Source organism: Sphingobium sp. CFD-1 (genome assembly GCF_024611115.1).
Classification (GTDB): Bacteria; Pseudomonadota; Alphaproteobacteria; order Sphingomonadales; family Sphingomonadaceae; genus Sphingobium; species Sphingobium baderi_A.
This window is the reverse complement of sequence record NZ_CP084398.1, coordinates 3,778,708-3,802,282: the sequence shown is the minus strand read 5'-3', so window position 1 is coordinate 3,802,282 and position 23,575 is coordinate 3,778,708. Positions and strand designations below refer to the sequence as shown.

At 66.9% G+C, this 23,575-nt stretch carries 25 protein-coding genes and 1 riboswitch; of the genes, 4 read left to right on the top strand and 21 right to left on the bottom strand.

Features of this window, described 5'->3' with window-relative positions; genetic code table 11:
* Positions 1–262 precede the first annotated feature (262 nt).
* The 3 genes from LDB26_RS19065 to LDB26_RS19055 are packed head-to-tail and all read left to right on the top strand — an operon-like array spanning position 263 to position 2,253.
* Positions 263–1,531 carry a site-specific integrase gene (locus LDB26_RS19065; protein WP_062062768.1) on the top strand — a complete coding sequence of 423 codons (1,269 nt, stop codon included), beginning with the start codon at positions 263–265 and terminating at the stop codon, positions 1,529–1,531.
* A 55-nt stretch (positions 1,532–1,586) separates the two neighbouring features.
* On the top strand, positions 1,587–1,925 hold the full coding sequence (locus LDB26_RS19060) for a type II toxin-antitoxin system RelE/ParE family toxin (protein ID WP_062062765.1): 339 nt from the start codon (positions 1,587–1,589) through the stop codon (positions 1,923–1,925).
* Positions 1,926–1,929: 4 nt separating this feature from the next.
* Positions 1,930–2,253: a DNA-binding protein gene (locus LDB26_RS19055; protein WP_062062762.1), complete on the top strand. Its 324-nt coding sequence runs from the start codon at positions 1,930–1,932 to the stop codon at positions 2,251–2,253.
* A gap of 42 nt (positions 2,254–2,295) precedes the next feature.
* Here LDB26_RS19055 and cobU read toward each other — a convergent pair whose 3' ends face one another.
* From cobU to LDB26_RS18980, 15 genes are read right to left on the bottom strand one after another with little or no spacing between them, the layout of a single operon-like run.
* Positions 2,296–2,823 (bottom strand): bifunctional adenosylcobinamide kinase/adenosylcobinamide-phosphate guanylyltransferase, encoded by a 528-nt coding sequence (cobU, locus tag LDB26_RS19050; protein ID WP_062062761.1) that lies wholly within the window; start codon positions 2,821–2,823, stop codon positions 2,296–2,298.
* The gene (locus tag LDB26_RS19045) at positions 2,820–4,307 is read right to left on the bottom strand and encodes a cobyric acid synthase (protein WP_257539526.1); all 1,488 of its coding nucleotides are present in this window, start codon (positions 4,305–4,307) and stop codon (positions 2,820–2,822) included. The genes cobU and LDB26_RS19045 overlap by 4 nt, the downstream gene beginning before the upstream one ends.
* Positions 4,295–5,233: an adenosylcobinamide-phosphate synthase CbiB gene (cbiB, locus tag LDB26_RS19040; RefSeq protein WP_257539525.1), complete on the bottom strand. Its 939-nt coding sequence runs from the start codon at positions 5,231–5,233 to the stop codon at positions 4,295–4,297. The genes LDB26_RS19045 and cbiB overlap by 13 nt, the downstream gene beginning before the upstream one ends.
* On the bottom strand, positions 5,226–6,209 hold the full coding sequence (gene cobD / locus LDB26_RS19035) for a threonine-phosphate decarboxylase CobD (RefSeq protein WP_062062753.1): 984 nt from the start codon (positions 6,207–6,209) through the stop codon (positions 5,226–5,228). The genes cbiB and cobD overlap by 8 nt, the downstream gene beginning before the upstream one ends.
* Positions 6,206–6,946, bottom strand: a complete 741-nt coding sequence (locus LDB26_RS19030; protein WP_062062751.1) for an adenosylcobinamide-GDP ribazoletransferase — start codon at positions 6,944–6,946, stop codon at positions 6,206–6,208. The genes cobD and LDB26_RS19030 overlap by 4 nt, the downstream gene beginning before the upstream one ends.
* Positions 6,943–7,524: a histidine phosphatase family protein gene (locus LDB26_RS19025; RefSeq protein ID WP_257539524.1), complete on the bottom strand. Its 582-nt coding sequence runs from the start codon at positions 7,522–7,524 to the stop codon at positions 6,943–6,945. Before LDB26_RS19025 ends, LDB26_RS19030 begins: the two co-directional genes overlap by 4 nt.
* Complete coding sequence (gene cobT, locus LDB26_RS19020; RefSeq protein WP_062062745.1) at positions 7,521–8,537, bottom strand: nicotinate-nucleotide--dimethylbenzimidazole phosphoribosyltransferase; 1,017 nt, start codon at positions 8,535–8,537, stop codon at positions 7,521–7,523. Before cobT ends, LDB26_RS19025 begins: the two co-directional genes overlap by 4 nt.
* A complete protein-coding gene (locus LDB26_RS19015) occupies positions 8,534–8,941 on the bottom strand; it encodes a DUF1636 domain-containing protein (RefSeq protein WP_062062742.1) in 408 nt (135 codons plus the stop codon). Before LDB26_RS19015 ends, cobT begins: the two co-directional genes overlap by 4 nt.
* Before the next feature lie 25 nt (positions 8,942–8,966).
* Positions 8,967–9,614: a 5,6-dimethylbenzimidazole synthase gene (gene bluB / locus LDB26_RS19010; RefSeq protein WP_082635093.1), complete on the bottom strand. Its 648-nt coding sequence runs from the start codon at positions 9,612–9,614 to the stop codon at positions 8,967–8,969.
* Positions 9,611–10,237, bottom strand: coding sequence for a cob(I)yrinic acid a,c-diamide adenosyltransferase (gene cobO, locus LDB26_RS19005; protein ID WP_062062736.1), 627 nt, complete (start codon positions 10,235–10,237; stop codon positions 9,611–9,613). Before cobO ends, bluB begins: the two co-directional genes overlap by 4 nt.
* Complete coding sequence (gene cobF / locus LDB26_RS19000) at positions 10,227–10,991, bottom strand: precorrin-6A synthase (deacetylating) (RefSeq protein WP_257539523.1); 765 nt, start codon at positions 10,989–10,991, stop codon at positions 10,227–10,229. The genes cobO and cobF overlap by 11 nt, the downstream gene beginning before the upstream one ends.
* On the bottom strand, positions 10,988–12,331 hold the full coding sequence (locus tag LDB26_RS18995; protein WP_062062730.1) for a cobyrinate a,c-diamide synthase: 1,344 nt from the start codon (positions 12,329–12,331) through the stop codon (positions 10,988–10,990). Before LDB26_RS18995 ends, cobF begins: the two co-directional genes overlap by 4 nt.
* Entirely contained in the window at positions 12,328–13,113 is a 786-nt protein-coding gene (gene cobM, locus LDB26_RS18990; protein WP_062062727.1) for a precorrin-4 C(11)-methyltransferase, read from the bottom strand. Before cobM ends, LDB26_RS18995 begins: the two co-directional genes overlap by 4 nt.
* Positions 13,110–13,475, bottom strand: a complete 366-nt coding sequence (locus LDB26_RS18985; protein WP_062062724.1) for a cobalamin biosynthesis protein — start codon at positions 13,473–13,475, stop codon at positions 13,110–13,112. The genes cobM and LDB26_RS18985 overlap by 4 nt, the downstream gene beginning before the upstream one ends.
* The gene (locus LDB26_RS18980; protein ID WP_062062721.1) at positions 13,472–14,692 is read right to left on the bottom strand and encodes a bifunctional cobalt-precorrin-7 (C(5))-methyltransferase/cobalt-precorrin-6B (C(15))-methyltransferase; all 1,221 of its coding nucleotides are present in this window, start codon (positions 14,690–14,692) and stop codon (positions 13,472–13,474) included. Before LDB26_RS18980 ends, LDB26_RS18985 begins: the two co-directional genes overlap by 4 nt.
* On the opposite strand from LDB26_RS18980, the gene LDB26_RS18975 reads away from it, so the two are divergent.
* Positions 14,691–15,464 carry a cobalt-precorrin-6A reductase gene (locus LDB26_RS18975; RefSeq protein ID WP_062062719.1) on the top strand — a complete coding sequence of 258 codons (774 nt, stop codon included), beginning with the start codon at positions 14,691–14,693 and terminating at the stop codon, positions 15,462–15,464. The genes LDB26_RS18980 and LDB26_RS18975 overlap by 2 nt on opposite strands.
* On the opposite strand, the gene cobJ is transcribed toward LDB26_RS18975, so the two are convergent.
* Genes cobJ through cobW form a run of 6 tightly spaced genes read right to left on the bottom strand, consistent with a single transcriptional unit; the run spans position 15,428 to position 23,043 of the window.
* A complete protein-coding gene (gene cobJ / locus LDB26_RS18970) occupies positions 15,428–16,189 on the bottom strand; it encodes a precorrin-3B C(17)-methyltransferase (RefSeq protein WP_062062716.1) in 762 nt (253 codons plus the stop codon). The two genes, LDB26_RS18975 and cobJ, sit on opposite strands and share 37 nt — an antisense overlap.
* On the bottom strand, positions 16,186–16,911 hold the full coding sequence (gene cobI, locus LDB26_RS18965) for a precorrin-2 C(20)-methyltransferase (RefSeq protein ID WP_156415218.1): 726 nt from the start codon (positions 16,909–16,911) through the stop codon (positions 16,186–16,188). Before cobI ends, cobJ begins: the two co-directional genes overlap by 4 nt.
* A gap of 8 nt (positions 16,912–16,919) precedes the next feature.
* Positions 16,920–17,549, bottom strand: a complete 630-nt coding sequence (locus LDB26_RS18960; RefSeq protein WP_062062710.1) for a precorrin-8X methylmutase — start codon at positions 17,547–17,549, stop codon at positions 16,920–16,922.
* Positions 17,549–18,679 carry a precorrin-3B synthase gene (gene cobG, locus LDB26_RS18955; RefSeq protein WP_257539522.1) on the bottom strand — a complete coding sequence of 377 codons (1,131 nt, stop codon included), beginning with the start codon at positions 18,677–18,679 and terminating at the stop codon, positions 17,549–17,551. Before cobG ends, LDB26_RS18960 begins: the two co-directional genes overlap by 1 nt.
* On the bottom strand, positions 18,676–21,981 hold the full coding sequence (gene cobN, locus LDB26_RS18950) for a cobaltochelatase subunit CobN (protein WP_257539521.1): 3,306 nt from the start codon (positions 21,979–21,981) through the stop codon (positions 18,676–18,678). The genes cobG and cobN overlap by 4 nt, the downstream gene beginning before the upstream one ends.
* A gap of 9 nt (positions 21,982–21,990) precedes the next feature.
* Positions 21,991–23,043: a cobalamin biosynthesis protein CobW gene (cobW, locus tag LDB26_RS18945; RefSeq protein ID WP_231746382.1), complete on the bottom strand. Its 1,053-nt coding sequence runs from the start codon at positions 23,041–23,043 to the stop codon at positions 21,991–21,993.
* A 182-nt stretch (positions 23,044–23,225) separates the two neighbouring features.
* Positions 23,226–23,452: riboswitch (cobalamin riboswitch) on the bottom strand.
* Positions 23,453–23,575: the final 123 nt, after the last annotated feature.

The following is a 23,575-nucleotide window of genomic DNA, read 5'->3' as shown; positions in this document are numbered from 1 at the left end:
AGGATCGCTTAACTGCTTGTTTTTCCTTAGAGAAACTGGAGCGGGCGAAGGGATTCGAACCCTCGACCCCAACCTTGGCAACTTCGATATCCGCCTACGCCACGGTTTTCGATTATACGATTTTATACGATATTTCAAATAGATATTGATTTTGCGCTGCGCCGCCTTATCCTCCAATGCGCTGCGAAACGGCTCATTTCTATTACGTCCCTATTACTTTTGGGTCGGCCGGAGCCCGCGTAATAAATTGGAGGAGCTTCCGATGGCGCAAGCCAAGCTGAACAAGCGGACGGTTGACGCACTCGTCCCTCCGAAGGCGGGCCAGGACTTCATCTGGGACACCGAGATCAAGGGCTTCGGGGTCCGGGTCGGCTCCACGGGCGCGAAGACCTTCGTCATCCAATATGTGAACACGGAGGGGCGCCTGCGCCGGGTCAAGATCGGGCGCTTTGGTGTCTTCACGGTCGACCAGGCACGCGATCTGGCCAAGATCAAGCTTGGCGCAGTCGCTGCCGGAGAAGACCCGGCGGAAGAGGCGCGCCGCACGCGCAATGAGATGAATGTCGATGAACTGTGTGACTGGTATCTGACCGAAGCACGGGCCGGGCGGATACTCGGGCGCAAGAACCGGCCTATCAAGGCGTCCTCGCTCGACATGGACGAGAGCCGTATCAGGACGCACATCAAGCCACTGCTTGGCAAACGGATCGCCCGCCATCTGACAATTGCCGATGTCGAGGCGATGCAGACCGATGTCATGAACGGGAAGACCGAGAAAGCGCGCACCGGCGGTCGCGGCGGCAAGGCCACCGGCGGACCCGGCGTGGCGGCGCGCTGCGTGGGCACCCTCCAGGCGATCCTCGGACATGCCAAGCATAAAGGGCTTCTCGTCGAGCACCCGACCAAGGGGGCGAAGAAGCTGGCGGGGAAGAAAAGAACGCGGCGCCTCAGCGTTGCCGAGATCGAGGCGCTGGGCAAGGCGATGGCATATGCCGAGCACAATGGCGAAAGTCCTACCGCGCTTGCAGTCATCCGCACGCTTCTCCTCACCGGCTACCGCCGCGAAGAAGCGCAGGCGATGCAGCGAACCTGGGTCAATCCAATGGGCGGCTTTGTCGCCTTCCCGGATACTAAGGGCGACGCGCAGATTCGCGCGATCGGGCCGGAAGCGATCAAGGTCGTCGTCTTGCAAGCGGAGATCGCGGGCAATCCGCACGTGTTTCCATCGGCAACGGCGGATGGTCCGTACACGGCGGTCAGCGCCTGCCTCAAACGGGTCTGCCAGCTCGCCGGCCTTGCCAATGTTACTCCCCATACCCTGCGGCACACGTTTGGCAGCATCGCCGGCGAACTCGGCTTCTCGGAACTGACAATCAGGGCGATGCTGGGCCATGCATCGCAGAATGTGACGCAGGACTACATCCATATCGACGAAGCCTTGAAGCTCGCCGTCCGACGCACATCGGACGAGATCGCCCGCTTGCTCGCGCAGGGCGCGGCCAAGTTGGACCGTATGCGCCTGGTCGCCTGATCGAGGGTCATCACTGGACAATTGGTAACGTATATGTTACCCGAAAGGGCGTGAGTTGATTGTTCAGGAGTATATTCGCGAGGACGGCTCCAGCCCGTTCCGATCATGGTTCGACGATCTCGATTCCCAGGCTTCGGCCAAGGTGGCGACTGCCATCGTCCGGATGGAACTGGGCAATCTTTCGAACGTCAAATGGATCGGCGGCGGACTCGGGGAATACCGGATCGATTGGGGACCGGGCTACCGGCTCTATCTTGCCCAGGATGGGGATGAACTCATCATCCTGTTCGTGGGCGGAACGAAGAAGCGGCAGCAGTCCGACATCGATCGGGCCGGCGGGCTGCTGAGCGAATACAAGGCCCGCAAGGCGGCGGCCAGGAAAGACAGGAAGTGACAAGATGGTGCTGACCCGCGACTTCAAGGAGACGGTGAAGGAACGCGCGACGCGCGATCCCGCCTTCGCCAAGGCCATGCTCGATGAAGCGGCGACCGCGTTCCTCAATGGGGAACCGCACGTCGCGCGGCTGATCCTGCGCGATCTGGTCAATGCCTCGGTCGGCTTCGAGGAACTGGCGACGGAAACCAACCGTCCGAGCAAGAGCCTGCACCGGATGCTTTCGGAAAAGGGCAATCCGAGTATGGACAATCTTGCGGCAATCTTCGGCGCTGTCCGCAAACGCCTTGGCGTGGCGTTCGAGGCTCATGCGGTCGAGGCTGCATAGAGAACGCCAAAAGCCTTGACTGGGCAGTCACCTGAACGCCATTCATCCTTTGGATTTGAGCGCCAAAGGCAGACCAGCAAACATCATAACGACCTCGTCAGTCGCTGCCGCCATCACCTGATTGATCCTGCCCGCAACATCACGGAATCTTCGGGCAAGCGCGTTGTCTGGTACAATGCCGAGCCCCACTTCATTGGCGACCAGAATGACCGGCCCCCGTGCGGCTGAAACCGCGCAGATCAGCCCTTCCGTGGCCGCAGCGGCATCCCGCTCTGCCAGCATCAGGTTCGACGCCCAGAGCGTCAGGCAATCTACCAGCACTACCGTTTTCGGCGTGCTGCATGCCGTAATCGTCTCCGCCAGATCCAGCGGCGCCTCGACAGTCGACCAGCGCGGGCCGCGATCGGCCCGGTGCAGGGCGATCCGCTCGCGCATCTCCTCATCGAAGGCTTGGCCCGTCGCCAGATAGACCAGCTTACCCGTCAGGGCTTCGGCCCGCCCTTGGGCAAAGCGGCTCTTCCCCGAACGCGCGCCGCCCAGCACCAGCAGGTGAGAAAAGGCATTGCTCATGTCCTGAATCCCGCCAGGCCGGAGGTGGATCGCTCCGCCTTGGCCAGCGCCATGAGCGCATCGATATCGAGATGCTCCTCCAGCGCGAATGCGATCTCATCCAGCGCCAGTTTGATAGAGACACCATAGTCCACACCCCCGGCTTCGACAGCCATGCGCGACAGAAGCGCGTGGCGAAGCCCTGCATCGGCCAGAAGGCCATGGACATAGGAACCGAACACTGTCCCCGCCGCGTTTACCGCGCCATCGCGGCGACCATCAGAGAACCTGGCGAAGGGACGCTCCGTATCCGGTCCGCTGGTCTGGCCCATATGCATTTCATATCCCTGAAAGGGTGCGCCCATCGCTATCCCGCTGACCGGGCGCAGCGCCTTGTGCGCGTGCAAGTGCGTTTCGACATCGAGCAGGCCAAGGCCATTTGCGACGCAAGCCGGACCTTCCAGCCCATCGGGGTCGGCAATGCTTTTGCCGAGCATCTGGTAACCCCCGCAAAGCCCCATGATCAGCCCGCCGCGCCGATGATGCCCGAGAATATCGATGTCCCAGCCTTCGCCGCGCAGTGTAGCCAGATCGGCGATGGTCGCCTTCGATCCGGGCAGGATGATGAGCGCCGACTCCGCCGGGATCGGCTGTCCGGGCGGGACCATGTGCAGTTCGATACCCTCTTCGAGCTTAAGCGGATCGAGGTCATCGAAATTGGAGATGCGCGGCAGGATCGGGCAAGCGATCAGCTTGCTGCCTCCCGCGCGCGTGCTGTCACGCTCCAGCACCACGGCATCCTCGCTGGGCAGCCGGGCGGTTGCATTCAACCAAGGAACAACGCCGAATCCACGCCAGCCCGACAGGCTCTCGATTTGGGCGTAGCCATCGGCGAACAGGGCGGGATCGCCCCGGAACTTGTTGATGATGAAGCCCTCGATCATCGCCGCGTCGGCCGGGTCGATGATCGTTCTGGTGCCGACGATGGCGGCGATGACCCCGCCGCGATCGATATCGCCGACCAGAACGACGGGCACACCCGCCGCCCGCGCAAATCCCATATTGGCGATGTCGCCGGCGCGCAGGTTGATTTCCGCCGGAGAGCCCGCGCCCTCGACCACGACAATATCGCAAGCCCGGCGGAGCCGATCGTAACTGGCCATCACTTCGCCGAGCAGGCTCCCACGCGCCTGTCGGAAATTGCCTGCGTCCAAGGTGCCGCGCACCTGGCCATGCACGATCAGTTGCGACGTGCGGTCCGCCTGCGGCTTCAACAGCACGGGGTTCATGTCGGTATGCGGTGCAACCCCGCAGGCGATCGCCTGCAAGGCCTGCGCTCGCCCGATCTCGCCGCCGTCGCTGGTGACAGCCGCATTGTTGGACATATTTTGCGGCTTGAACGGCAAGACCCGCAGTCCGCGTTTCACCAGTGCACGGCACAGCCCCGCCACCAGCACGGATTTGCCGACGTCGGAGCCGGTGCCCTGAAGCATTACAGCGCCCATGCCACGCCCCCCGCCATGAACCACAGACACAGGCAAGCCCGGCGATAGATGCTCAGCCCACGCCGAATATCCTCAGCCCCGGCAGAGCGATCGCCCTCGCCGATCCAGGGCTTGTGTGAAAGAATGCCGTCATAGGCGATCGACCCCGCCAGTCGCAGCCTCAGCACACCGGCCATCGCCGCCTCGGGCCAACCCGCATTGGGTGAGGCATGGTTGGCCGCGTCGCGCCACATGATCTGCCAACCACCTCCGCCGCACAGGCAGATCAGCAATCCGGCGAGACGCGCCGGTGCAAGATTCATCGCATCGTCGCTGCGCGCCGCGGCCCAACCGAAAGCGCGCCATCGCTCCTCGCGATGCCCGATCATGCTGTCGGCGGTGTTGATCGCCTTGTAGGCCCAGATGCCGGGCAAACCGAGAAGCAGGAGCCAGAAGAGCGGCGCCGCCACCCCATCGCAAAAGCTTTCCGCCAGGCTCTCGATTGCCGCGCGAGTGACGCCCGCTTCATCAAGATCCGATGTATCACGGCCTACGATCATGCCCACCGCGGCTCGCGCAGCGGGAATATCCTGTCGCTCCAGTGCCTCGGCAACCGGGCGGACATGGTCGTGAAGGCTGCGCTGCGCCAGACCCGGCCAGGCCAGGAGCGCGATCAACGGCCAGGCCCAAGCCCCGGCCATAGCCGCGAACAGACTCTGCAGAACCCAGCCCGCTCCGCCCGCGATAGCCAGGAGGATCAGCACGGTGGTCACCCCGGCCATTCGCCGCTGTCCATCGGAACGCGAGTGATCATTCCATCGCCTCTCCGCCAAGTCGATGATCCGGGCAAAGACGCCCACCGGATGACCGATCCGGCGATACAGCGACTGCGGCCAGCCCACCGCCGCATCGAGCGCCAGAGCCAGCAAGGCGACCGGATCAGCCATCGGCCAGCGCCCGATCGAGGCGGTCCAGCGCCTCGCGGTTGACGGGCAGGCCCAGCCGGAGCCAGCGGGGAGCATAGTCGAACGGCCGCGTCAGGATCGCCTGCCGCGCGAGACGTTCGAACAGGGCGGCGGCATCGGCTGCCTCGATCAGCCGGAACAAGGGGCAGGCGCCCATCGCCCTGAAGCCGCGCCGGGCCAGAACCGCATCCAGCGCCTCTGCCTGCTCGCGCAAGCAAATCCGCATGGAGGCGCACCAATCCGCGTCCCGATAGGCCGCCGTTCCAATGGCCAGCGCCGCCGCCGAGAGCGGCCAACTGCCGAGCCTCCGGCGATATTGCGCGATCAATGCTCGCGGTCCCAGCACAAAGCCGAGCCGCACCCCCGCCAGCCCGAAGAATTTGCCAAAGGATCGAAAGACGATCAGCCGCTGCCCGTCATGCACATGGGCGGCAAGGCTGATCTCGGGAGTGGCATCGACAAAGGCTTCATCCACCACAAGCCAGGACGCGCTACCTTGCCGTGCCTCCAGCCAACCCAGCAGTGTGGCGGCCGGGGTGATCCGTCCATCGGGGTTGTTGGGGTTGGCAAGGACAATGGTCGCCTCCTCCGCCCCCGTCTGATCGGACAGGGCTACAGGGCGGCTATGGGGTAACATCTCGCCATGGGTGCGATAGCTGGGCTGGGCATGGATGGCCGGTCCGGGCAGAATGTCGCCCAGCATCCGCAGACCGATCTCCGTGCCGGGCACGGCACAGACATGGGCGCGGTCGGTGCCGAAACAGGCGGCGGCAGCGGCTTCCAGATCGTCCAGCGCGCCCGGATCGGGAAGCGCCTGCCAGTCCATCGCCAGATCGCCGGCCCCCGGCCAGCCATGCGGATTGATGCCCGTCGAAAGGTCGATCCAGGGCGCATCGCCCATGCCGAAATGCGTCTTGGCCTCGGCAAGCCTGCCGCCATGAAAGCTGAAGCCGGTCATGGCCCAGGGATCCATGGGGCGGTGACCACCAGGGTCAGCAGCAGCCCGGTTTCGATCAGTTCGATGCCTGCCCCATGACTATCGCCGGAAATCCCGCCGATCATCCGGCGCACCTGCCAGCCCCACCACAGAACCAGCAATGGCGTGACCAGGAACGCTGGATAGAACCATGACGCCGCCGCCAGCGCGGCGGTCCAGACCGTCAGTTCAATCGGGCCGATGGCTGACCGGAATCTGGCAGCCAGCCCCTGATGCAGGGGCATGAGCCACCAGGTCCAGACGAGCGGGCCGATGCGCGCGGCGAAAGGCACAAGAACGAGCGGGAGAAACACATGCGCCTCGACCAGCATATGCAGGAGCATAAGCTTGCTCAGAAGTTGCAGGACAATGGCGACAACGCCGAAACTGCCGACATGCGGATCGGCAAGGACTGCCAGCAACCGCTCGCGATCACCCCCTTCGGCCTTGTGCGCCGCTCCGCTGGCGTCGGCCAGGTCGGACAAGCCATCAAGGTGCAGCGCGCCGGTCACACCCACCCAGACAATCAGTGCAGCCAGCGCACCGAGCCGGCTATCGGCCAGCCCTCCAGCCCATGCGGCCCCCGCGACCAGCGCACCGATCACCAGCCCCGCGGCAGGAAACCAGCGCATGGACCGGGCGAACGCGGCATCGTCAACGACGATCACGGGTGTCGGCAGGCGCGTCAGGAATTGCAGGGCGATGATGAAACCCTTCACGGATAGAGTCCCGCTATCTGGGCCGTGGGCCGCTGGCCAAGTCCGTCCCCGGGCCAAACGCGCAGCGACAGTAGGCAGTTGTAGGGCAGATCGATCGCCCAGGTCTGGCGAACGTCGAATCCGCAAAGCACCGCCAGCGCCGCCCGCATCGCGCCAGCGTGCGTGACAATCAGCGTGGGCCTTGCCGCCAGATCGCCAATGGCACCCGAAACTCGACGTACCAGCTCCGACCAGCATTCTCCTCCCGGCGGCGCATGAACCTCGGGATCGTCCCAGAACCGCGCCAAGGCCGGGCCTTCGACGTCCCCGGGCGCCAGCCCGTCCCATGCCCCAAAGTCCAGTTCGCGCCAGCGCGGATCGATGGACAGCGGCACACCCGTTGCAAGGCCGATCGCCTCACCCGCCAACCGCGCGCGGGATAGATCGGAGGCGATCAGCACCTCTGGCCCCAGATCCCGCGCCTGATCGACGCAAGCCGCGATACCGGCGGCTGTGGGCAGGGCGTCGGTACGGCCGATCAGCCGCCCCGCGCCTTCCGGCTCGCCATGACGCAGGAGATGAAGCGCAAAACCGCTCACAGGCTGTCTGCCACCCCGGTCTCGGCGAATGTCGCCATGCCGTTGTGCGCGGCCAGCGCTGCGCGGATCACCGACACGGCCACCGCCGCACCGCTGCCTTCCCCCAAGCGCATGCCGAGCGAGAGCAAGGGATCAAGGCCCAAATGCCCCAGCAGGCGGATATGCCCCGGCTCGGCGGAACAATGGCCCGCCAGGCAATGATCGATGATCGTCGGAACGGCTGCGGCCAGGGGTGCGATGGCGGAGCAACTGATGAAACCATCGAGCACCACGGGCACGCGCTGGCGGCGGGCCTCCAGCACGGCTCCGGCGATCGCCGCGGTCTCCCGGCCGCCCAGCCGCCGCAGGGTTTCGAAGGGCGTGCGCGGCGCGGCGTCATGAAAGGCCAGGGCCCGTTCCACCACCGCCACCTTGCGCGCGATGCCGTCCGCATCGACCCCCGTTCCCGGCCCCGCCCATTGCGCGGGCGTCCCGCCATAGCTGCGCGCGCAGAGCGCGGCGGCGGCGGTCGAATTGCCGATGCCCATTTCACCCACGACCAGCAGATCGAGACCAGGCCTGACTACCGCAGCCCCGGCGGACAGCGCGGAAAGGCACTCCACTTCCTCCATGGCCGGGGCGATGGTGAAGTCCGCCGTGGGCCGATCGAGATCGAGCGCGACCACCTTGAGGTCGAGCCCGGCGGCCGCTGCCAGCGCGTTGATCGCCGCGCCGCCCGCGGAAAAATTGCCGACCATGGCCGCCGTCACGCTGGCCGGAAAGGCGCTGACGCCGTGGACGACGAAGCCGTGATTTCCCGCGAAGATCGCCGCGCGCGCCTGCTCGATCACAGGCCGCGAAGTGTCCTGCCACCCGGCAAGAAAGACGGCGATATCCTCTAGCCGACCGAGCGCCCCCGCCGGTTTGGTCAACTCACCCTGCCGCGCGCGGGCGGCGGCAATCGCATTTGCGTCCGCCGCCGGAAGCGCCGCGAGCGCCGCCTCGAAGGCGGCAACGGTCGCAAAAGCGCTCACTCGGCCACATAGCCCGGCGGCGGGGTGCGGGTGATGAAATGGCCTTTCACGCCTTGCGGCCATTGCTTGAACGGCACCCGGCCATGCTCGCTGGCGGCATAGTGAACGGCATAATCGAGAATGGCGGTGGCGGCCTCCTCGTTCGGCGTGAACCGACCCAGCACATAGCCGACCTTGCCCGGCGCGCGCAGGTGAACGGTACAAAAGTCGGTGCAGGCGAACAGGCAGGGCATTTCCTGCACGGCGACTCCGGCATAGCGGGCATCGCTCTCCTGGACCGAGCGCAGCGCCGCCGCCATTTGCGCGCCGCCGCGCATCCCGGTGTCATCCTCCCGCTCGTCCGCGCTGTGACGGCAGGTATTGCAGGCCACGATGGCGGGGCCATCCTCCACTTGTTTCAGCATGGTCTTCCTGTCCTTCGGTAGAGGGTCATCGCTCGAACACCCGGTCATTCCACGGTTCGCGGGACTGCCAGCCGCGCCGTTCCAGTTCGGGTGTGTCGGATTCTTCGGCCGGGTAGCCGATGCACAGCAGCGCGATCAGTGACCATTCGGCGGGCACGTCCAGCAGGGCCTGGACGGTCCGCGGATCGAGGATCGACACCCAGCCGAGGCCAATGCCCCGCAGCCGCGCGGCCAGCCACAGATTGTGGATCGCCAGCACACAGGAGTAGCGGAGCATCTCGGGCATGGTGGCAATGCCGAGGCCGTGCCCGGCGCCAGTTCGTTCGTCACAGAACACCGCCAGCAGTTCGGGAGCCTCGCGCAAACCGTGCAGCTTGAGCGAAACATAGTGATCGTACCGGGCCTGCCCGGCGTAGCGCTCCGCAGCGCGCGCGCCCTGCGTATCGACATGGGCGGCGAGCGCATCGCGAATACCGGGCGAGCGCAGGCGCACGAAGCGCCACGGCTGCGCATTGCCGACCGACGGCGCGAAAGAGGCGCAGGCCAGCAGCGCGCGCATGTCCTCCTCCGCCACGGTGCGGCAATCGAAATGCCGGACATCGCGGCGCCAGCGCAGCAATTGCGTGAAACCCGCCGCGAATTCCGCGTCGAACAGAGGGGGGGCCTCGCTCAGAACTCGATCCCCTTCTGCGCCTTGACCCCGGAGCGGAAGGGGTGCTTGACCATGGTCATCTCGGTGACGAGGTCGGCCGCCTCGATCAGCGCTTCTGGCGCGTTGCGGCCGGTAACGATGACATGCTTCATCTCGTCGCGCACGGTCAGAACGCTGAGAACTTCGTCGAGCGGCAGATACTCATAGCGCAGGGCGATATTCAGCTCATCGGCCAGCACCATGTGGTAGGCCGGGTCTGCAATCATGCGCCGGACCTCATCGAGCGCGGCGCGCGCCGCCGCGATGTCACGCGCACGATCCTGTGTGTCCCAGGTGAAGCCCTCGCCCATCGGCTTGAATTCGACATTATCGGGAAAGGCGTCGAACACGGCCTTCTCGCCCGTCGACATCGCGCCCTTGACGAATTGGACCACGCCCACCTTCATGCCGTGGCCGATCGCGCGTATCACCATGCCGAGCGCCGCGCTGGTCTTGCCCTTGCCCTTGCCCGTGTGGACGATCAGCAGGCCCTGTTCGCGGGTCTTGTTGGCCATGATCTTGGCCTGCGCCGCTTGTTTCTTCCGCATCTTTTCGGCGTGGCGGGCATCGCCGGCCAACGCTTCCACTTCGCTGTCAGCTTCCATCGATTTGCTCCCTTCGCATGAGATAGACATCCATGATCCAGCCATGGCGTGCGCGCAGTTCGGCCCGATGCGCGGCGATCCTGGGGCCGGCTTCAGCCAGCGGCCCCTGGTCCAGCGCTTCCTGAGCCATGCCCAGATATGCGCCCCACCAGATGGTGATGCCCTCCGGCTCCAGCACCTCGAAGGCGCAGCCGCTGTCGAGCATGACGACGAGCGTGTCCGCTCCATCGGGCCAGCCATGAGTGCGCAGCATCCGTCCGGTGGTGACCGTCACCGGCCCGGCCAGCGGGCTCAATGGTATGGCATGGGCCGCGGTCAGCGCCTGGATACTGGTGATGCCGGGCACGACCCGGACCCGAATATCCATGCCTCCGTCCTTCAGCCGTCCGGCGATCCGCAAGCTGCTGTCGTAGAGCGAGGGATCGCCCCAGACGAGCAGCGCCAGCCTGCCGCCATCCGGCAGATGCATGGCGATCTGCGTGGCCCAGGCGGCGGCTATGGCCGCGTGCCAGTCATTGACGGCATCCAGATAGACCGCATCCGCATCACGAACGGGCAGATCGAACTCGACGATCCAGACGGGGCCGGTCAGCACCTCCGCACAGATGGCGCGGCGCAGGTCAATCAGGTCGGACTTGGCGCGACCCTTGCGCGGCAGCAAGATGAGGTCGGCGCCGTTCATCGCCCGAATCGCCTCGGCCGTCAGGTGGTCGGGGTTACCCGTGCCGATGCCAATGAGGTGCAGGTCGATCATTGAGACTCTCCCCTCGAAACGGGGGCGATCAGGTGGAAATAGGTTCCGGTCACGTGGCCGCGATGCGATCCGGTTTCAGCGACCTCCATGCCGTCGGCATCGGTCACGCGGGCAAGCGGCGCGTCGGCCTGTTCGACAATGGTCGAATAGTGGAACTCGTGGCCGCGCAGCCTGGTCCCGGCGGCAAGGCCCGATACCGGCGCCAGCAGCTCGGCATGACGATAGCCGAGATGCATCCGGCGCTGGGCATGGCTGGTGACAAGCCCGAGCAGGCCCGCCATGCGGTGCCGCTCGCCGTTCTTGTCGACCAACGCTTCGCCCAGCACCATATAACCGCCGCACTCGCCATGGACGGGCCGCGTCTCGGCATGATGGCGCAGGCTGGATAGGAAGTTCTCCGCGGCGGCGATGGTCCCGGCGTGGAGTTCCGGATAGCCGCCCGGGAGCCAGACCAGATCCGCGTCACGGCAGGGCGCTTCATCCGCCAGCGGCGAAAACGGCAATATCTCCGCCCCGGCGCGCCGCCAGCCTTCGAGCAGATGCGGATAGACGAAAGAAAAGGCGGCATCGCGGGCAATGGCGATGCGCTGGGCTGGAGGGAGAGGGAGCCGCCCGCCGCCGGGCAAGACCGCCGGCGCACTCCCGCCGGCCGCGCTGCGGATCGCATCGAGATCGGCATGGGTGCGAAGGAACGCGGCATAGTCGGCAATCGCCCGGTCGAGGTCGGGATGTTCGACCGCCTGCACCAGCCCCAGATGCCGCTCGGGCAAGGTCAGATCTCCCCGCCTGGGCAGCGCACCCAGCACGGGAATACCGGCCGTCTCCAGCCCCTTGCGCACCAGCCGCTCATGGCGCGGACTGGCCACGCGGTTGAGGATCACCCCAGCGAACGGCACGTGCGGATCCAGGCTCCTGAACCCCAGCGCGGTGGCGGCGGCGGACTGCGCCTGGCCCGACACGTCCAGCACAAGCACCACGGGCCAGCCCATGCGGCGAGCCATGTCGGCGCTGGCGCCATTGCCCGAGGCGCCCATGCTGGCAACGCCATCGTAGAGCCCCATCGACCCTTCGGCGAGCACCATGTCCGCTCCTGCCGCCTCGGCCACGATAGCGTCGAGCAGACCGCCGTCCATCGCCCAGCTGTCGAGGTTGAACGAAGCCCGGCCGCAGGCGGCACGGTGAAAGGCCGGATCGATATAGTCCGGCCCACTCTTGAACGGCTGCACCGTCAATCCGTCCTCGCTCAGCGCGCGGAGCAGGCCCAGCATCACTGTGGTCTTGCCTGTCCCCGATGCCGGGGCGGCAATGATCAAGCCCAAAGTCGAATTGCGCACGCTCATTCGGAGACCTCCGAAAAGCGTGAAGTGGCGTCCTGGGGCCGGAAGCGGCGGTCATAGCCGGGTGCGTAGAGGCTGCTTTCGGCAAAATCCTGGGCCGCCAGCACGCGCCCGACAAGGATCAGGGCGGTGCGCTCCATGCTGCCCGCGACGGCCTGCTCGCAGGTTTCGAGTGTGGCGCGGACGATCCGCTGGTCGGGCCAGCTTGCCCGCCAGACCACGGCGACGGGGCAATCCGCGCCATAGGCTGGGGTCAGGTCCGTCACCACGCGCGCGAGGTTGTGGATCGAGAGGTGAATGGCCAGCGTCGCGCCGGTCACCGCGAAATTGGCGAGGCTTTCGGCAGGCGGCATGGTGCTTGCGCGGCCCGGCGTGCGGGTGAGTACCAGCGATTGCGCCAGCTCCGGCAGGGTCAGCTCTGCTTCAAGCGCTGCGGCAGCAGCAGCGAAGGCGGGAACGCCGGGCGTGATCGTGAAAGGAATATCCATCGCGCGCAGGCGGCGCAATTGTTCGCCCATCGCCGACCAGACCGAAAGGTCGCCCGAATGGAGCCGCGCCACGTCCTGCCCGGCGGCGTGAGCCGCGGCGATCTCAGCCATGATCTCGTCCAGTTCCAGCGGTGCGGTGTTGACGATCCGGGCACCGGACGGACAATGATCGAGCACTGCCGCCGGGATCAGCGATCCGGCATAAAGGCACACCGGGCTACCCGCGATCAGGTCGCGCCCGCGCAGGGTCAGAAGGTCGGGCGCGCCGGGGCCGGCGCCGATGAAATGGACGGTCATGTCGGAGATCCTTGGGCAATGGCGCAGGTCGCCATGCGATCGGGGGAGATGTGGCGCGGCCCCAGCAGGCCCGCGCCCGCGCCAGCGCCCGCCAGGGCGGACGCTTCCGCGACGCTGCCGACATCGCGCGCCGCCAGACTGGCGACGGAGCGCGTGGCGGTCGAGACGGCAATCAATGCCTCGGGCGCCACGCCGGTCAGCGGCAGGCCCAGCGCTTCGGCGAGCGGAACCAGCGCCGCGACCTTGTCCTGCACCGTGGCAAGATGCGTGACCGGAGGTTGGCCCTGCTGCGCCCGGGCCAGAGCCCCACGCAGCGAGGACAGGCCGGCGCCCGACCGAAAGCCGAAACCCGCGACGATCACAGCACCGCGCTCCATTGCACCACGGGATAGCGTGCGCGCCAGCCATGCCGGTTCCCCAGCGGCGCGGCGTCGGCCAGTTCGATGCGGAGGAGACTGCCTCCTTTTTGACCATGCCAACGCGTCAGCAAGGCTTCCGATTCCAGCGTCACTGCATTGGCGACCAGCCGCGTTCCGGCGGGCAACCGCGCCCATAGCGTTTCCAGCAAGGCATCCGATAGTCCACCGCCGATGAACACGGCATCGGGCGGGGGCACTCCCGGCAAGACATCCGGGGCGATCCCGACGACGACCTCCAGCCGATCAACGCCCAACGCGACGGCGTTGGCACGCGCGCGATCAGCACGCACCGGATCGGCCTCGACCGCGCAGGCCCGGTTCGCCGGATGGGCCAGCAGCCATTCGATCCCGACCGATCCCGACCCCGCGCCAATGTCCCACAGCAGTTCGCCCGGACGCGGGGCGAGCGCCGCCAGCGTGAGCGCGCGGACCGGGCGCTTGGTGATCTGCCCGTCGGAGGCAAACCAGTCGTCCGGTAGCCCCGCCGTGACGGGCAATGTTCTGCCCTGTCCGGCGCAGTCGATCCCGACCGTTACCGGATGGGCGATGCCGGTCAATGCCAGCGCGTCAGCGGGTACACGGCGCACGCGTTCGCGCGGACCGCCCAGCGCCTCCATCACATGCAGCGTCGAGGGGCCGAAGCCCTCCCGCACCAGATAGTGCGCTAGCGCGGTGACCGCCTCGCCGTCACGCAGCAGTGCCAGCACACGCCGACCCGGTACGAGATGGGGCCTCAACCGTTCCAGCGGTGCGGCATGGAGCCCGAGGCAGGGCGTCTCCTGCAGAGGCCAACCCAGTCGCGCGGCGGCCAGGGCGAAAGTCGACGACGCGGGATACGCCAGCCATTCGCCCGGATCGAGACGCTGCGTCACGCTGGTCCCCGCGCCGAACCAGAAGGGATCTCCCGAAGCCAGCATCACCACGCGCCGCCCGCGATGTTCCATCAGGCGCGCAATCCCGTCAGCAAAGGGCACTGGCCATTCGATCGTGGGGCAGGTAATCGCGGGCAGCAGCGAGAGGTGCCGGGCCGATCCCATGACCAGTTCGGCCTGCGCCAGCGCGGCACGTGCCGCGGGGCCGAGGCCATCCGCCCCGTCCTCGCCGACGCCGATGATCGTCAACCACGGCATGTGCCGAAACTGGGGAGCCGCGTCAGCCATGCCGAATGTCCTCCTGCTGGGCGGCACGACCGAGGCGAGCGCCCTCGCCCGCCTGCTCGCGGCACAGGGCGTCGCGGCGACGCTCAGCTATGCGGGCCGCACGGAGACTCCCCGCGCGCAGCCGGTGCCGGTGCGTGTCGGAGGCTTCGGCGGCGTTACGGGGCTGGCCGATTATCTGCGCCGCCATCGCGTGACCCATCTGGTTGACGCGACACACCCCTTCGCCGCGACGATGAGCGTTCATGCCGTGGATGCGGCCCGGCTGGCCGGCGTCGCCCATGTCGCGCTGACCCGTCCGGCCTGGGAGCCGGTCACCGGTGACAGTTGGATGCATGTTCCGGACATCGACGGCGCGGTGGCGGCGCTGAACGGGCCGGCCCGCCGCATCATGCTGGCGCTGGGGCGGATGCATGTGGAAATGTTCGCTGCCCAGCCGCAGCACCATTATCTGTTGCGCTTCGTGGACACTCCGGAACGCCCGCCCGCTCTTCCCCATCATAGCCTGATCGTCGATCGCGGTCCCTTCACGGTCGTAGGGGACAGCAACCTGATGCAGCGCCATGCCATCGACCTGGTGGTGTGCAAGAACTCCGGCGGTCAGGGGGCCGAAGCCAAAGTGCTCGCCGCGCGACAACTCGGCTTGCCGGTGCTGATGATAGATCGCCCCGCCATTCCAGACCGGACAGAGGTCTCTCGCCCTGAGGATGTCCTCGCATGGTTGGTCCATGGACTCGGTCACGATGCCGGCCCGGACGCTGAACGCGGCGTATAGAGGATCGGGCCGATCGCCCGTTCGATCACGCGGGTCAGGCTCGATCCGACGATGACCATGGTGCGCATGTCGGCCATGTCGGCAGTGGCCTGGCCCAACGGCACGATCCGCAATTGCTCTTCCGGCGTCGACACGGCGCGCGCGAACAGGACCGGGCGATCATCGCCGCACACCCCGCGCAGCAGGTCCAGCACCCGCGCGAAACCCTCCGGCCGCGCTTTCGACCTCGGGTTGTAGAAAGCCATGGCGAAATCGGCCTCCGCCGCCAGTCGCAACCGCTTTTCGATCAGGGACCAGGGCTTGAGGTTGTCCGACAAATTGATGGCGCAGAAATCATGCCCCAGCGGCGCCCCCGCCCGGGCGCTGGCCGCCAGCATGGCGGTAATGCCGGGCAGCACCCGGATGTCGATATCGCGCCAATTGGTCGGACCGGCCTCCAGTGCCTCGAAGACGGCTGCCGCCATCGCGAAAACGCCAGGATCGCCGGAGGACACCACGACCACGTGCCGCCCCCGCGCCGCCAGTTCGAGCGCATGGGCCGCCCGGTCCAGTTCCACGCGGTTGTCAGACGGGTGAAGCGTCAGCCCCTCGCGCGGAGCAACACGGGCGACATAGGGGATATATCCGATGACATCGCTCGCCCCGGCCAGAGCGGTGGTGACTTCGGGCGTGACCAGTGCCTCGTCCCCCGGCCCCAGACCGGCGATGGCAATCCAGCCGCTCATGGCCGGCGGCCCTGGCCATGGATCAGCAGGATCGAGAAATAAGGCGTGACGCTTGTCGCTTCGACGAGCCGGGTGACACGCTGGCCGGGCATGGCGGCATGTTCGACCAGCCAGGCCGCGTCCTCGCGTCCTGCCGTCGCCACTGCGCGGCGCAGTTTGGGCAGGTTGCGGCCGATCTTCATAACCACCAGCGCATCGGTGTCACGGATGCGCCGGGCCAGTTCCTCCTCGGGAAGGGTAGCCATCGCCACCGTCAGCACGTCGTCGCCCCAGGTAATGGGGACACCCGTCGCGTTCCAGGCTCCGGCCATGCCGGTGATGCCCGGCACCACCGCCACCGGGACCATGCCCGCCAAACGGGCATGAAGATGCATGAACGAGCCGTAGAAGAACGGATCGCCTTCACATAGGACGACGACATCCTCGCCGGCCTGCGCCAGCTCGGCCAATCGCTCCGTGCATTCGGCGTAAAAGGCGGACAGACAGGCGTTGTAACGCGGATCGGATACCGGGATCTCGGTCGTCACCGGGTATTCCATCGGGATTTCGATCGCGTCGGCGCGCAGCATTCCTTCGGCAATGCGCCGGGCCTGCCCCGGGCGCCCCACCTTGCGGAAATAGGCGACATGACGGGCGCCGCGCACCAGCCGGTCGGCGCGCACGCTCAGCAGATCGGGCGCGCCGGGGCCCAGACCAACGCCATGAATCGTTCCGCAAGACATGACCGTGCTCATTCGGCGCGGCTCGCCAAAGCGTTGATCGCGGCGACCGTGATCGCGCTGCCGCCAAGGCGACCCTCGACGATACAGCAAGGCGCAGGCGGCGCAGCCCACAGCGCGGCTTTGGATTCGGCCGCACCGACGAAGCCCACCGGACAGCCGATGATCGCCGCCGGGTGCGGACAATCGGGATCTTCCAGCATATCGAGCAGATGGAAAAGAGCGGTCGGCGCATTGCCGATAGCCACCACCGCGCCCGCCAGATGCGGCCGCCACAGTTCCAGCGCGGCGGCGGAACGGGTGTTGCCCATCGTCCGCGCCATGGCCGGCACTTGGGTATCGCCCAGGGTGCAGATAATCGGATTGGCGGCGGGCAGACGCGCGCGCGTGATCCCTTCCGACACCATCCGGGCATCGCAGAGGATCGGAGCGCCATCGGCGAGCGCCGCACGCGCCGCGCCTGCGAAACCGGGCGAGAAGCGGATATGCGCCGCCAGGTCCACCATCCCGGCGGCGTGGATCATGCGGACCGCCACCGGCTCCTCATCGAGCGAAAAGTTCGCAAGATCGGCCTCGGCGCGGATCGTGGCAAAGGACTGGCGATAGATTGCCGCACCATCGGTTTCATAAACATGGGGCATCAGGCAGCTCCGAAATGGGCAAGTATCTCGGCCGGGCCGAGGGCAGAACGAAGCGAAGGCCCGCCAGCGGGGGCATTCCGGCACAGATCGAACAGGCCTTCCCGGCCGGTCAGCGTGACATCGGCGGCGCGCGGGTGGGCGCAGCCCTTGGCGCAGCCGGAGACATGCAGCCGTCCCTCGACATGCGGGGCAAGGCGCCAGGCAAGGTCGCGGGTTTCGACCGTAGCCTGGGGGCAATAAGGTGCGCCGGGACAAGCCTCTGCCCGCAGCAGCGGATCGGCAGGATCGCAGAGCAGACCTTCGCGGCGCGCAGCAGGCGCGCCCTCGAGGAGCAGCACGCGCCAGGGTGTGAGCCGTATAGCCCCGGCTGGCGGCGTTTCCATCATCCCGGCCAGAAACCGTGCCTTCACCCGGCCGAACGGCAGGCCATAGGCCGAACCCAAATCGTGCCGGCCTGGCGGGATGCGGGCAATGGGCGGCGCGGGCAGAATATCGCCCTCGGCCCAATCCGGCAGGACAGCCTGGTGCCGAACCATGCGTCCGGCATCTGCGCCGCCGCTTTCGCCGAACCAGTTGGCGAGCGCGATCAGCGCATCCGCTTCCTTGCCCGGTGCGACGGCAACGCCGGCAGGGCGACCGTCAGCGCGCAGGATGAGGTTACCTTTTTCGCCGCGCTCGATACGGAAATCGCCCGCCTCGCCGCAAAGGGCCGTGGCCTGCCCCGCATCGATGACAAATCCGACCTTACTAGACAGACCCGGCAGTTCACCCAACCGTTCCTGCAATTCGCTGGCGATGCGGTGGCTGTCGTCCCCGGTCCGCCAGTCCGGAGCGACCAGAATGTTGCGTCGCTTTTCGATGGCGGGATCGGCGTCCACCAGGTTCAGGGCCAGCAGCCGGTCCAGCACCGCCTGCCAGCCGGCTTCACGCACCCCGCGGATCTGGAGATTGGCGCGGCGGGTCATGTCGATCAGCCCATTGCCATGCGTCATGGCGGCATCGCACAGGCCCAGCACCTGCTCGCGCGTCAGGCGGCCAAGCCGTGGCTTCACCCGAACCAACAGGCCATCGCCCGCCATCATCGGGTGCCATGCATCGGGACACCAACCCTGGACTGCAAAATCGCTCATGCCCCGTCTTTCGGGCCGGAGGAAATCGGCAGTCCGGCGAGGATCGAATTGCGCCGCGTCCGCCACAACCCGGCGGCGTGAAGCGCGGCGAAGCGGCTTTCCATCGCCGCCAGCGCGCCGGGGTTCTCGCGTTCAAGAAACGCGCAGACCTCCGGCTGGCCCAGCGTGGCATCATGATAGAGGTCGAACAGGTGCGCGGGCACGCTGCCCGATAGATGCGCGAACATGCCCATATGATCGAGCGTGGCCGCCAGTTCGGCAGCCCCGCGAAAGCCGTGGCGCATCATGCCGGCAACCCAGCCTGGATGCGCGGCGCGGGCGCGAACGACGCGGGCAATCTCTTCGGCAAGGGTGCGAGCCACAGGACTGACCGGATCGCGATTGTCGAGGTGATAGAGCGCCGCCGTGCCGCCCGCGAGCATCTTGGCGGCGGCAAAGCCCGCCTCGTGCGCGGCATAGTCGGCGGCCAGCAGCAGATCGGTTTCGGGCAGGTCCTGAAGATGGACGAAGGCATCGGCCGCCACCACACGCTGGCGCAGGCCCCCAGTGTCTGCGTCGGAGTCGGCAGGGGCGCCGGCCGGATCGCAGATCGTGTCCAGCGCATGGTCCGATGCCGCCAGCCATGCTTCTCCGGCAGCGCGCCGGGCATCGTCGGTATAGACTTCGGCCGTATCGCCCATTCCCAGGCCGTAGCGGCCAGGTCGTGGGCCATAGACGCGCGGGGCCACGGGCTTGCCCGCGAAGGGATTCCAGTCCGCCGGTTCGTCCCGCGCGCCTAGCGCCCGCACCGCCTGCCCGAACAGCGCCGGCAAGGTCGGAAAGGCGTCGCGGAACAGTCCGGAAACGCGCAGAGTTACGTCAATGCGCGGTCGGTCCAGCAGGGCGAGCGGCAGGATCTCGATCCCTATCACCCGTTCGGACGCCATGTCCCACAGCGGTTTGGCGCCCAGCAGGTGCAGCGCCATGGCAAATTCCTCTCCCGCCGTGCGCATCGTTGCCGAGCCCCAGAGATCGACCAGCAGCCCGCGCGGATAGTCGCCATGATCCTGCAAGTGCCGCCGGATCAGTTCCTCCGCCAGGCAAACCCCTTGCGCATAGGCGGCACGGGTCGGCACCGCGCGCGGGTCGATCGTGTAGAGGTTACGCCCCGTCGGCAGCACATCGCTGCGCCCGCGATAGGGTGAACCGGAAGGACCGGGCGCCACGCGCCTCCCGTCCAGCGCCGCCAGCAACCCGGCCCGTTCCGCCGCGCCATGCTCAGTCCGGCCAAAGACATGCAGCCCGTCGCCGAACTGGCTGGCCTTCACATCGCAGACGAAGCGGTCGATGCGCGTGATCGCCTCGACCAATGTGGTCGCGCTATCCAAGCCCAGCTCGGCCTCCAGGCCCAGCGCGCGCGCTTCCTCGCGAATGGCATCCTGGAGCCGGTCGCGGCGGGCCGGATCCAGCCCATCGGCATTGGAAAATTCATCGAGCAGAGCCTCGATGCGGGTAAGGCCCGCACCGCTGCCGGTCTGCGTCAGGGGTGGCGGGACGTGACCGATGGTGACCGCGCCGATGCGGCGCTTGGCCTGCGCCGCCTCGCCCGGGTCATTGACGATGAAGGGGTAGATCACCGGCATGGCGCCCACGAGCGCCTCCGGCCAGCACGCATCCGACAGGGCGACCGCCTTGCCGGGCAGCCACTCCAGCGTGCCGTGCGCGCCGATATGGACCAATGCGTCCACGCCCTGTTCGCGCAGCCACAGGTAGAAGGCGACATAAGCATGGCGCGGACAGCGCGAGAGGTCGTGATAATCCTCCGCGCGGCTGGCGCTGATACCCCGCTCGGGCTGCAAGGCGACGATGGCCTTGCCGGCCGCGACCGCGGGAAAGCAGAATGCGCCGTCCCACACCGCCGGATCGCTTTCCGGATCGCCCCAGGCAGCGGCAAGATCGGCGCGCAGCCCCTCGGGCAAGGCAGCCAGCGCCCTACGATAGTCGGCTAGAGGCCAGCGCAAGTGCTCGCACTGGAGCGCTGTCGGCAAATCCGCGCGGGGAAGCACCTGGTATCCCGCCTGCGCAAGGTCGGCCAGGATCGCCTCGGTGGAGGCAAAAGTGTCCAGCCCCACGGCATGGGCCATCTGGTAGGCCTTGCCGGGATATGTGGAGAGGGCAAGCGCCACGCGCCGATCGCCAAGAGGCTTTCGGGCCAGCGCGGTCCAGCCGGCCACGCGGGCGACGATCGCCTCGATCCGCTGCGGATCGGCGCGATGGAGGCTGCGGGAAAATTCCAGCGCGGGATCGCGCGTCCCCGCTTCCTTGAAACTGGCGACACCGGCAAAGACGCGGCCATCCAGTTCGGGCAACACGACATGCATCGCGAGATCGGCGGGCGACAGCCCACGCGCTGCGCCTGCCCAGGCGGCGCGGCCCGATGTGGCGAGCGCCAGTTGGAACACGGGCACGCCCGCGCCGTCGAGCGGCGTGTCGATCCCATCGCCGCGGGCAGAGAAGGCGGTGGCGTTGATGATGGCGACCGGAGCAAGGGCACGGACCCAATGATCGACCTGGCCGCGCACCAGAGGCGCCTTCAGCGACGGGACGAAAATCGACAATGTGTCGAACCCCCGCTGCTCGAACGCGGCGTGAAGGGCGGCGAAGGGGTCCAGATCGTGGGCCGCCAGGTAGGAGCGATAGAATACCAGCAATACGAGGGGCCGGCCCGAATCGCGCGCGAAGGCTTCCGGGCAGACGACGCCATGTTCGGGATGCCAGCCGCCCGCTTCCGGCAATGCTTCGCTGGCCGACGCGGGCAAATCGACCAGCCGCGCGGCCCGCGCCAGTTCGACCAGCGCCGCCCGTGCCGCTCGCTCGCCGCCGGTATCGCACAGCCGCGCAAGCTCTCGCAGGACAGGCACGGGCAAGGTCGATACCGCATCCAGGCGTTCGTCGGGCCGACCGTCTCCAGGCAGGACGGCCAGCGCGATCCGATGCTCGCGGGCCAACGCCTCGACCTGCTGCAGTCCGTAGCTCCAATAAGGCATGCCGCCGATCAGCCGTATCAGGATCGCCTTGGCGCCGGACAGCGTGCGCTCGACATAAGTATCGACCGACAAGGGATGCATGAGCGCCGACAGATTGGCGAGCCTGAGCGAGGGTACATCTTCATTGACTGCGCGCGCGCCGTGCCATGCGGCCGCGAATGCTCCCAGGTCGCTGTCCGAAAAGGACAGCACCACCAGATCCGCAGGCTGCTGCCCCAGATCCTGCGGGACGGCAGTTTCCTCCATCCCATGGGTTTCGCGGAAGATGACGTGCATCGGCGGCGTTCAGCCTTCCAGCACCGCGCGCAGGACGCCATGATCAATAGCGTCATGCTCGGCGATGGCGACCAGCGTGGTGCGACGCGGCTCGTCCGGCCGCCACGGGCGATCGTAGTGATGACGCACCCGCGCACCCACGGCCTGCACCAGCAGGCGCATCGGCTTGCCGGTCACGGCGGCATAGCCCTTCACCCGCAGGATCCGGTGATCGCGCGCCAGCGTTTCGATCCGGTCCACGAGGTCGGCCGGATCGGCGATCTCACTGAGCGCGATCACCGTGCTGTTGAAATCCTCGTGCTCATGCTCGTCTTCGCCGTCGTGGTGCGAGGGGCGCGCGGCGATATCGTCCTCGGCGGCGGCTCCGAGGCCCAGGATCACACGCGGATCGACCACGCCTTCGGTGAGTTCGATCACCGGCACCGGACGCGGCGCTTCTCGTAGGATTACGGCGCGCGCGGCAGCCACGCCTTCGGGTCCGGCCAGATCGACCTTGGTGAGCAAAACCATGTCGGCGCAGGCCAGTTGATCCTCGAACACCTCCGACAGCGGTGTCTCATGATCGACGCTCGGATCGGCGGCGCGCTGCGCATCCAGCGCGGCTACGTCGGGTGCAAACCGACCGGCAGCGACAGCCTCGGCATCGGCCAGGGCCAGCACGCCATCGACGGTGATCCGGCTGCGGATCGCCGGCCAGTCGAACGCCTTGAGCAGCGGCTTGGGGAGCGCCAGGCCCGATGTCTCGATCAGGATGTGATCCGGGCGCGGATCGAGCGCGAGCAGCTTTTCGACAGTGGGAATGAAATCGTCCGCCACGGTGCAGCAGATGCAGCCATTGGCCAGTTCGATGATGTTTTCAGCCGGGCAATCGGGAATGGCGCAGGCTTGGAGAATGTCGCCATCCACGCCCAGCGTGCCGAATTCGTTGACCACCACCGCCAACCTGCGGCGGCCCGCATTGCGGATCAAGTGGCTGATGAGCGTGGTTTTCCCCGCGCCCAGAAAGCCGGTAACGATGGTGACCGGCACCTTGGAAACATCGGACTTGGACAGGTCGGACACAGTCAACTTCCCCGCGCGCCGGAGCGAGAAAAGCGGGGGCTTGCCGGACATATCCGGTCGGAGCGCGACGACGGGCGGGCGCGACAAGGCGCCCGTGACCACGCAACCCGTGCAGCCCCAGCCGCACAGCTTCGTCGCTCAGACGGAGAGTTACCGTGCCGTGACCATCCCCTGGATCAGGCAAGAGCGACCGGTGCGCCGGCAGGTCTCCTGGCTCGCGGGTCACAGCTTGATGCACGCCTTCCCAGACTGCGTGCATACGCTGTCCAGTGGCCGCTCCTGCATTCAGGAGCATGTGCATCGCGCTATCCGCTTACAGTTGCAGGGACAGCCGCGGATTTGGAAGCAAGCTTCCTCACCGCATTCCCGATTAAGTCCCTTTCGGGACACCGGCGCGATCATCGAAGGGCGGAATCAACCGACCCTTCGCCGCCCGCCCTAACCGAAAATGGGAGCCAAGCCAATTGATGTCGTTGCTGTATCTTCTTCGCGCCACCGACGTATCTCTGCCGGGTGGGCTGCCAGATGCTCG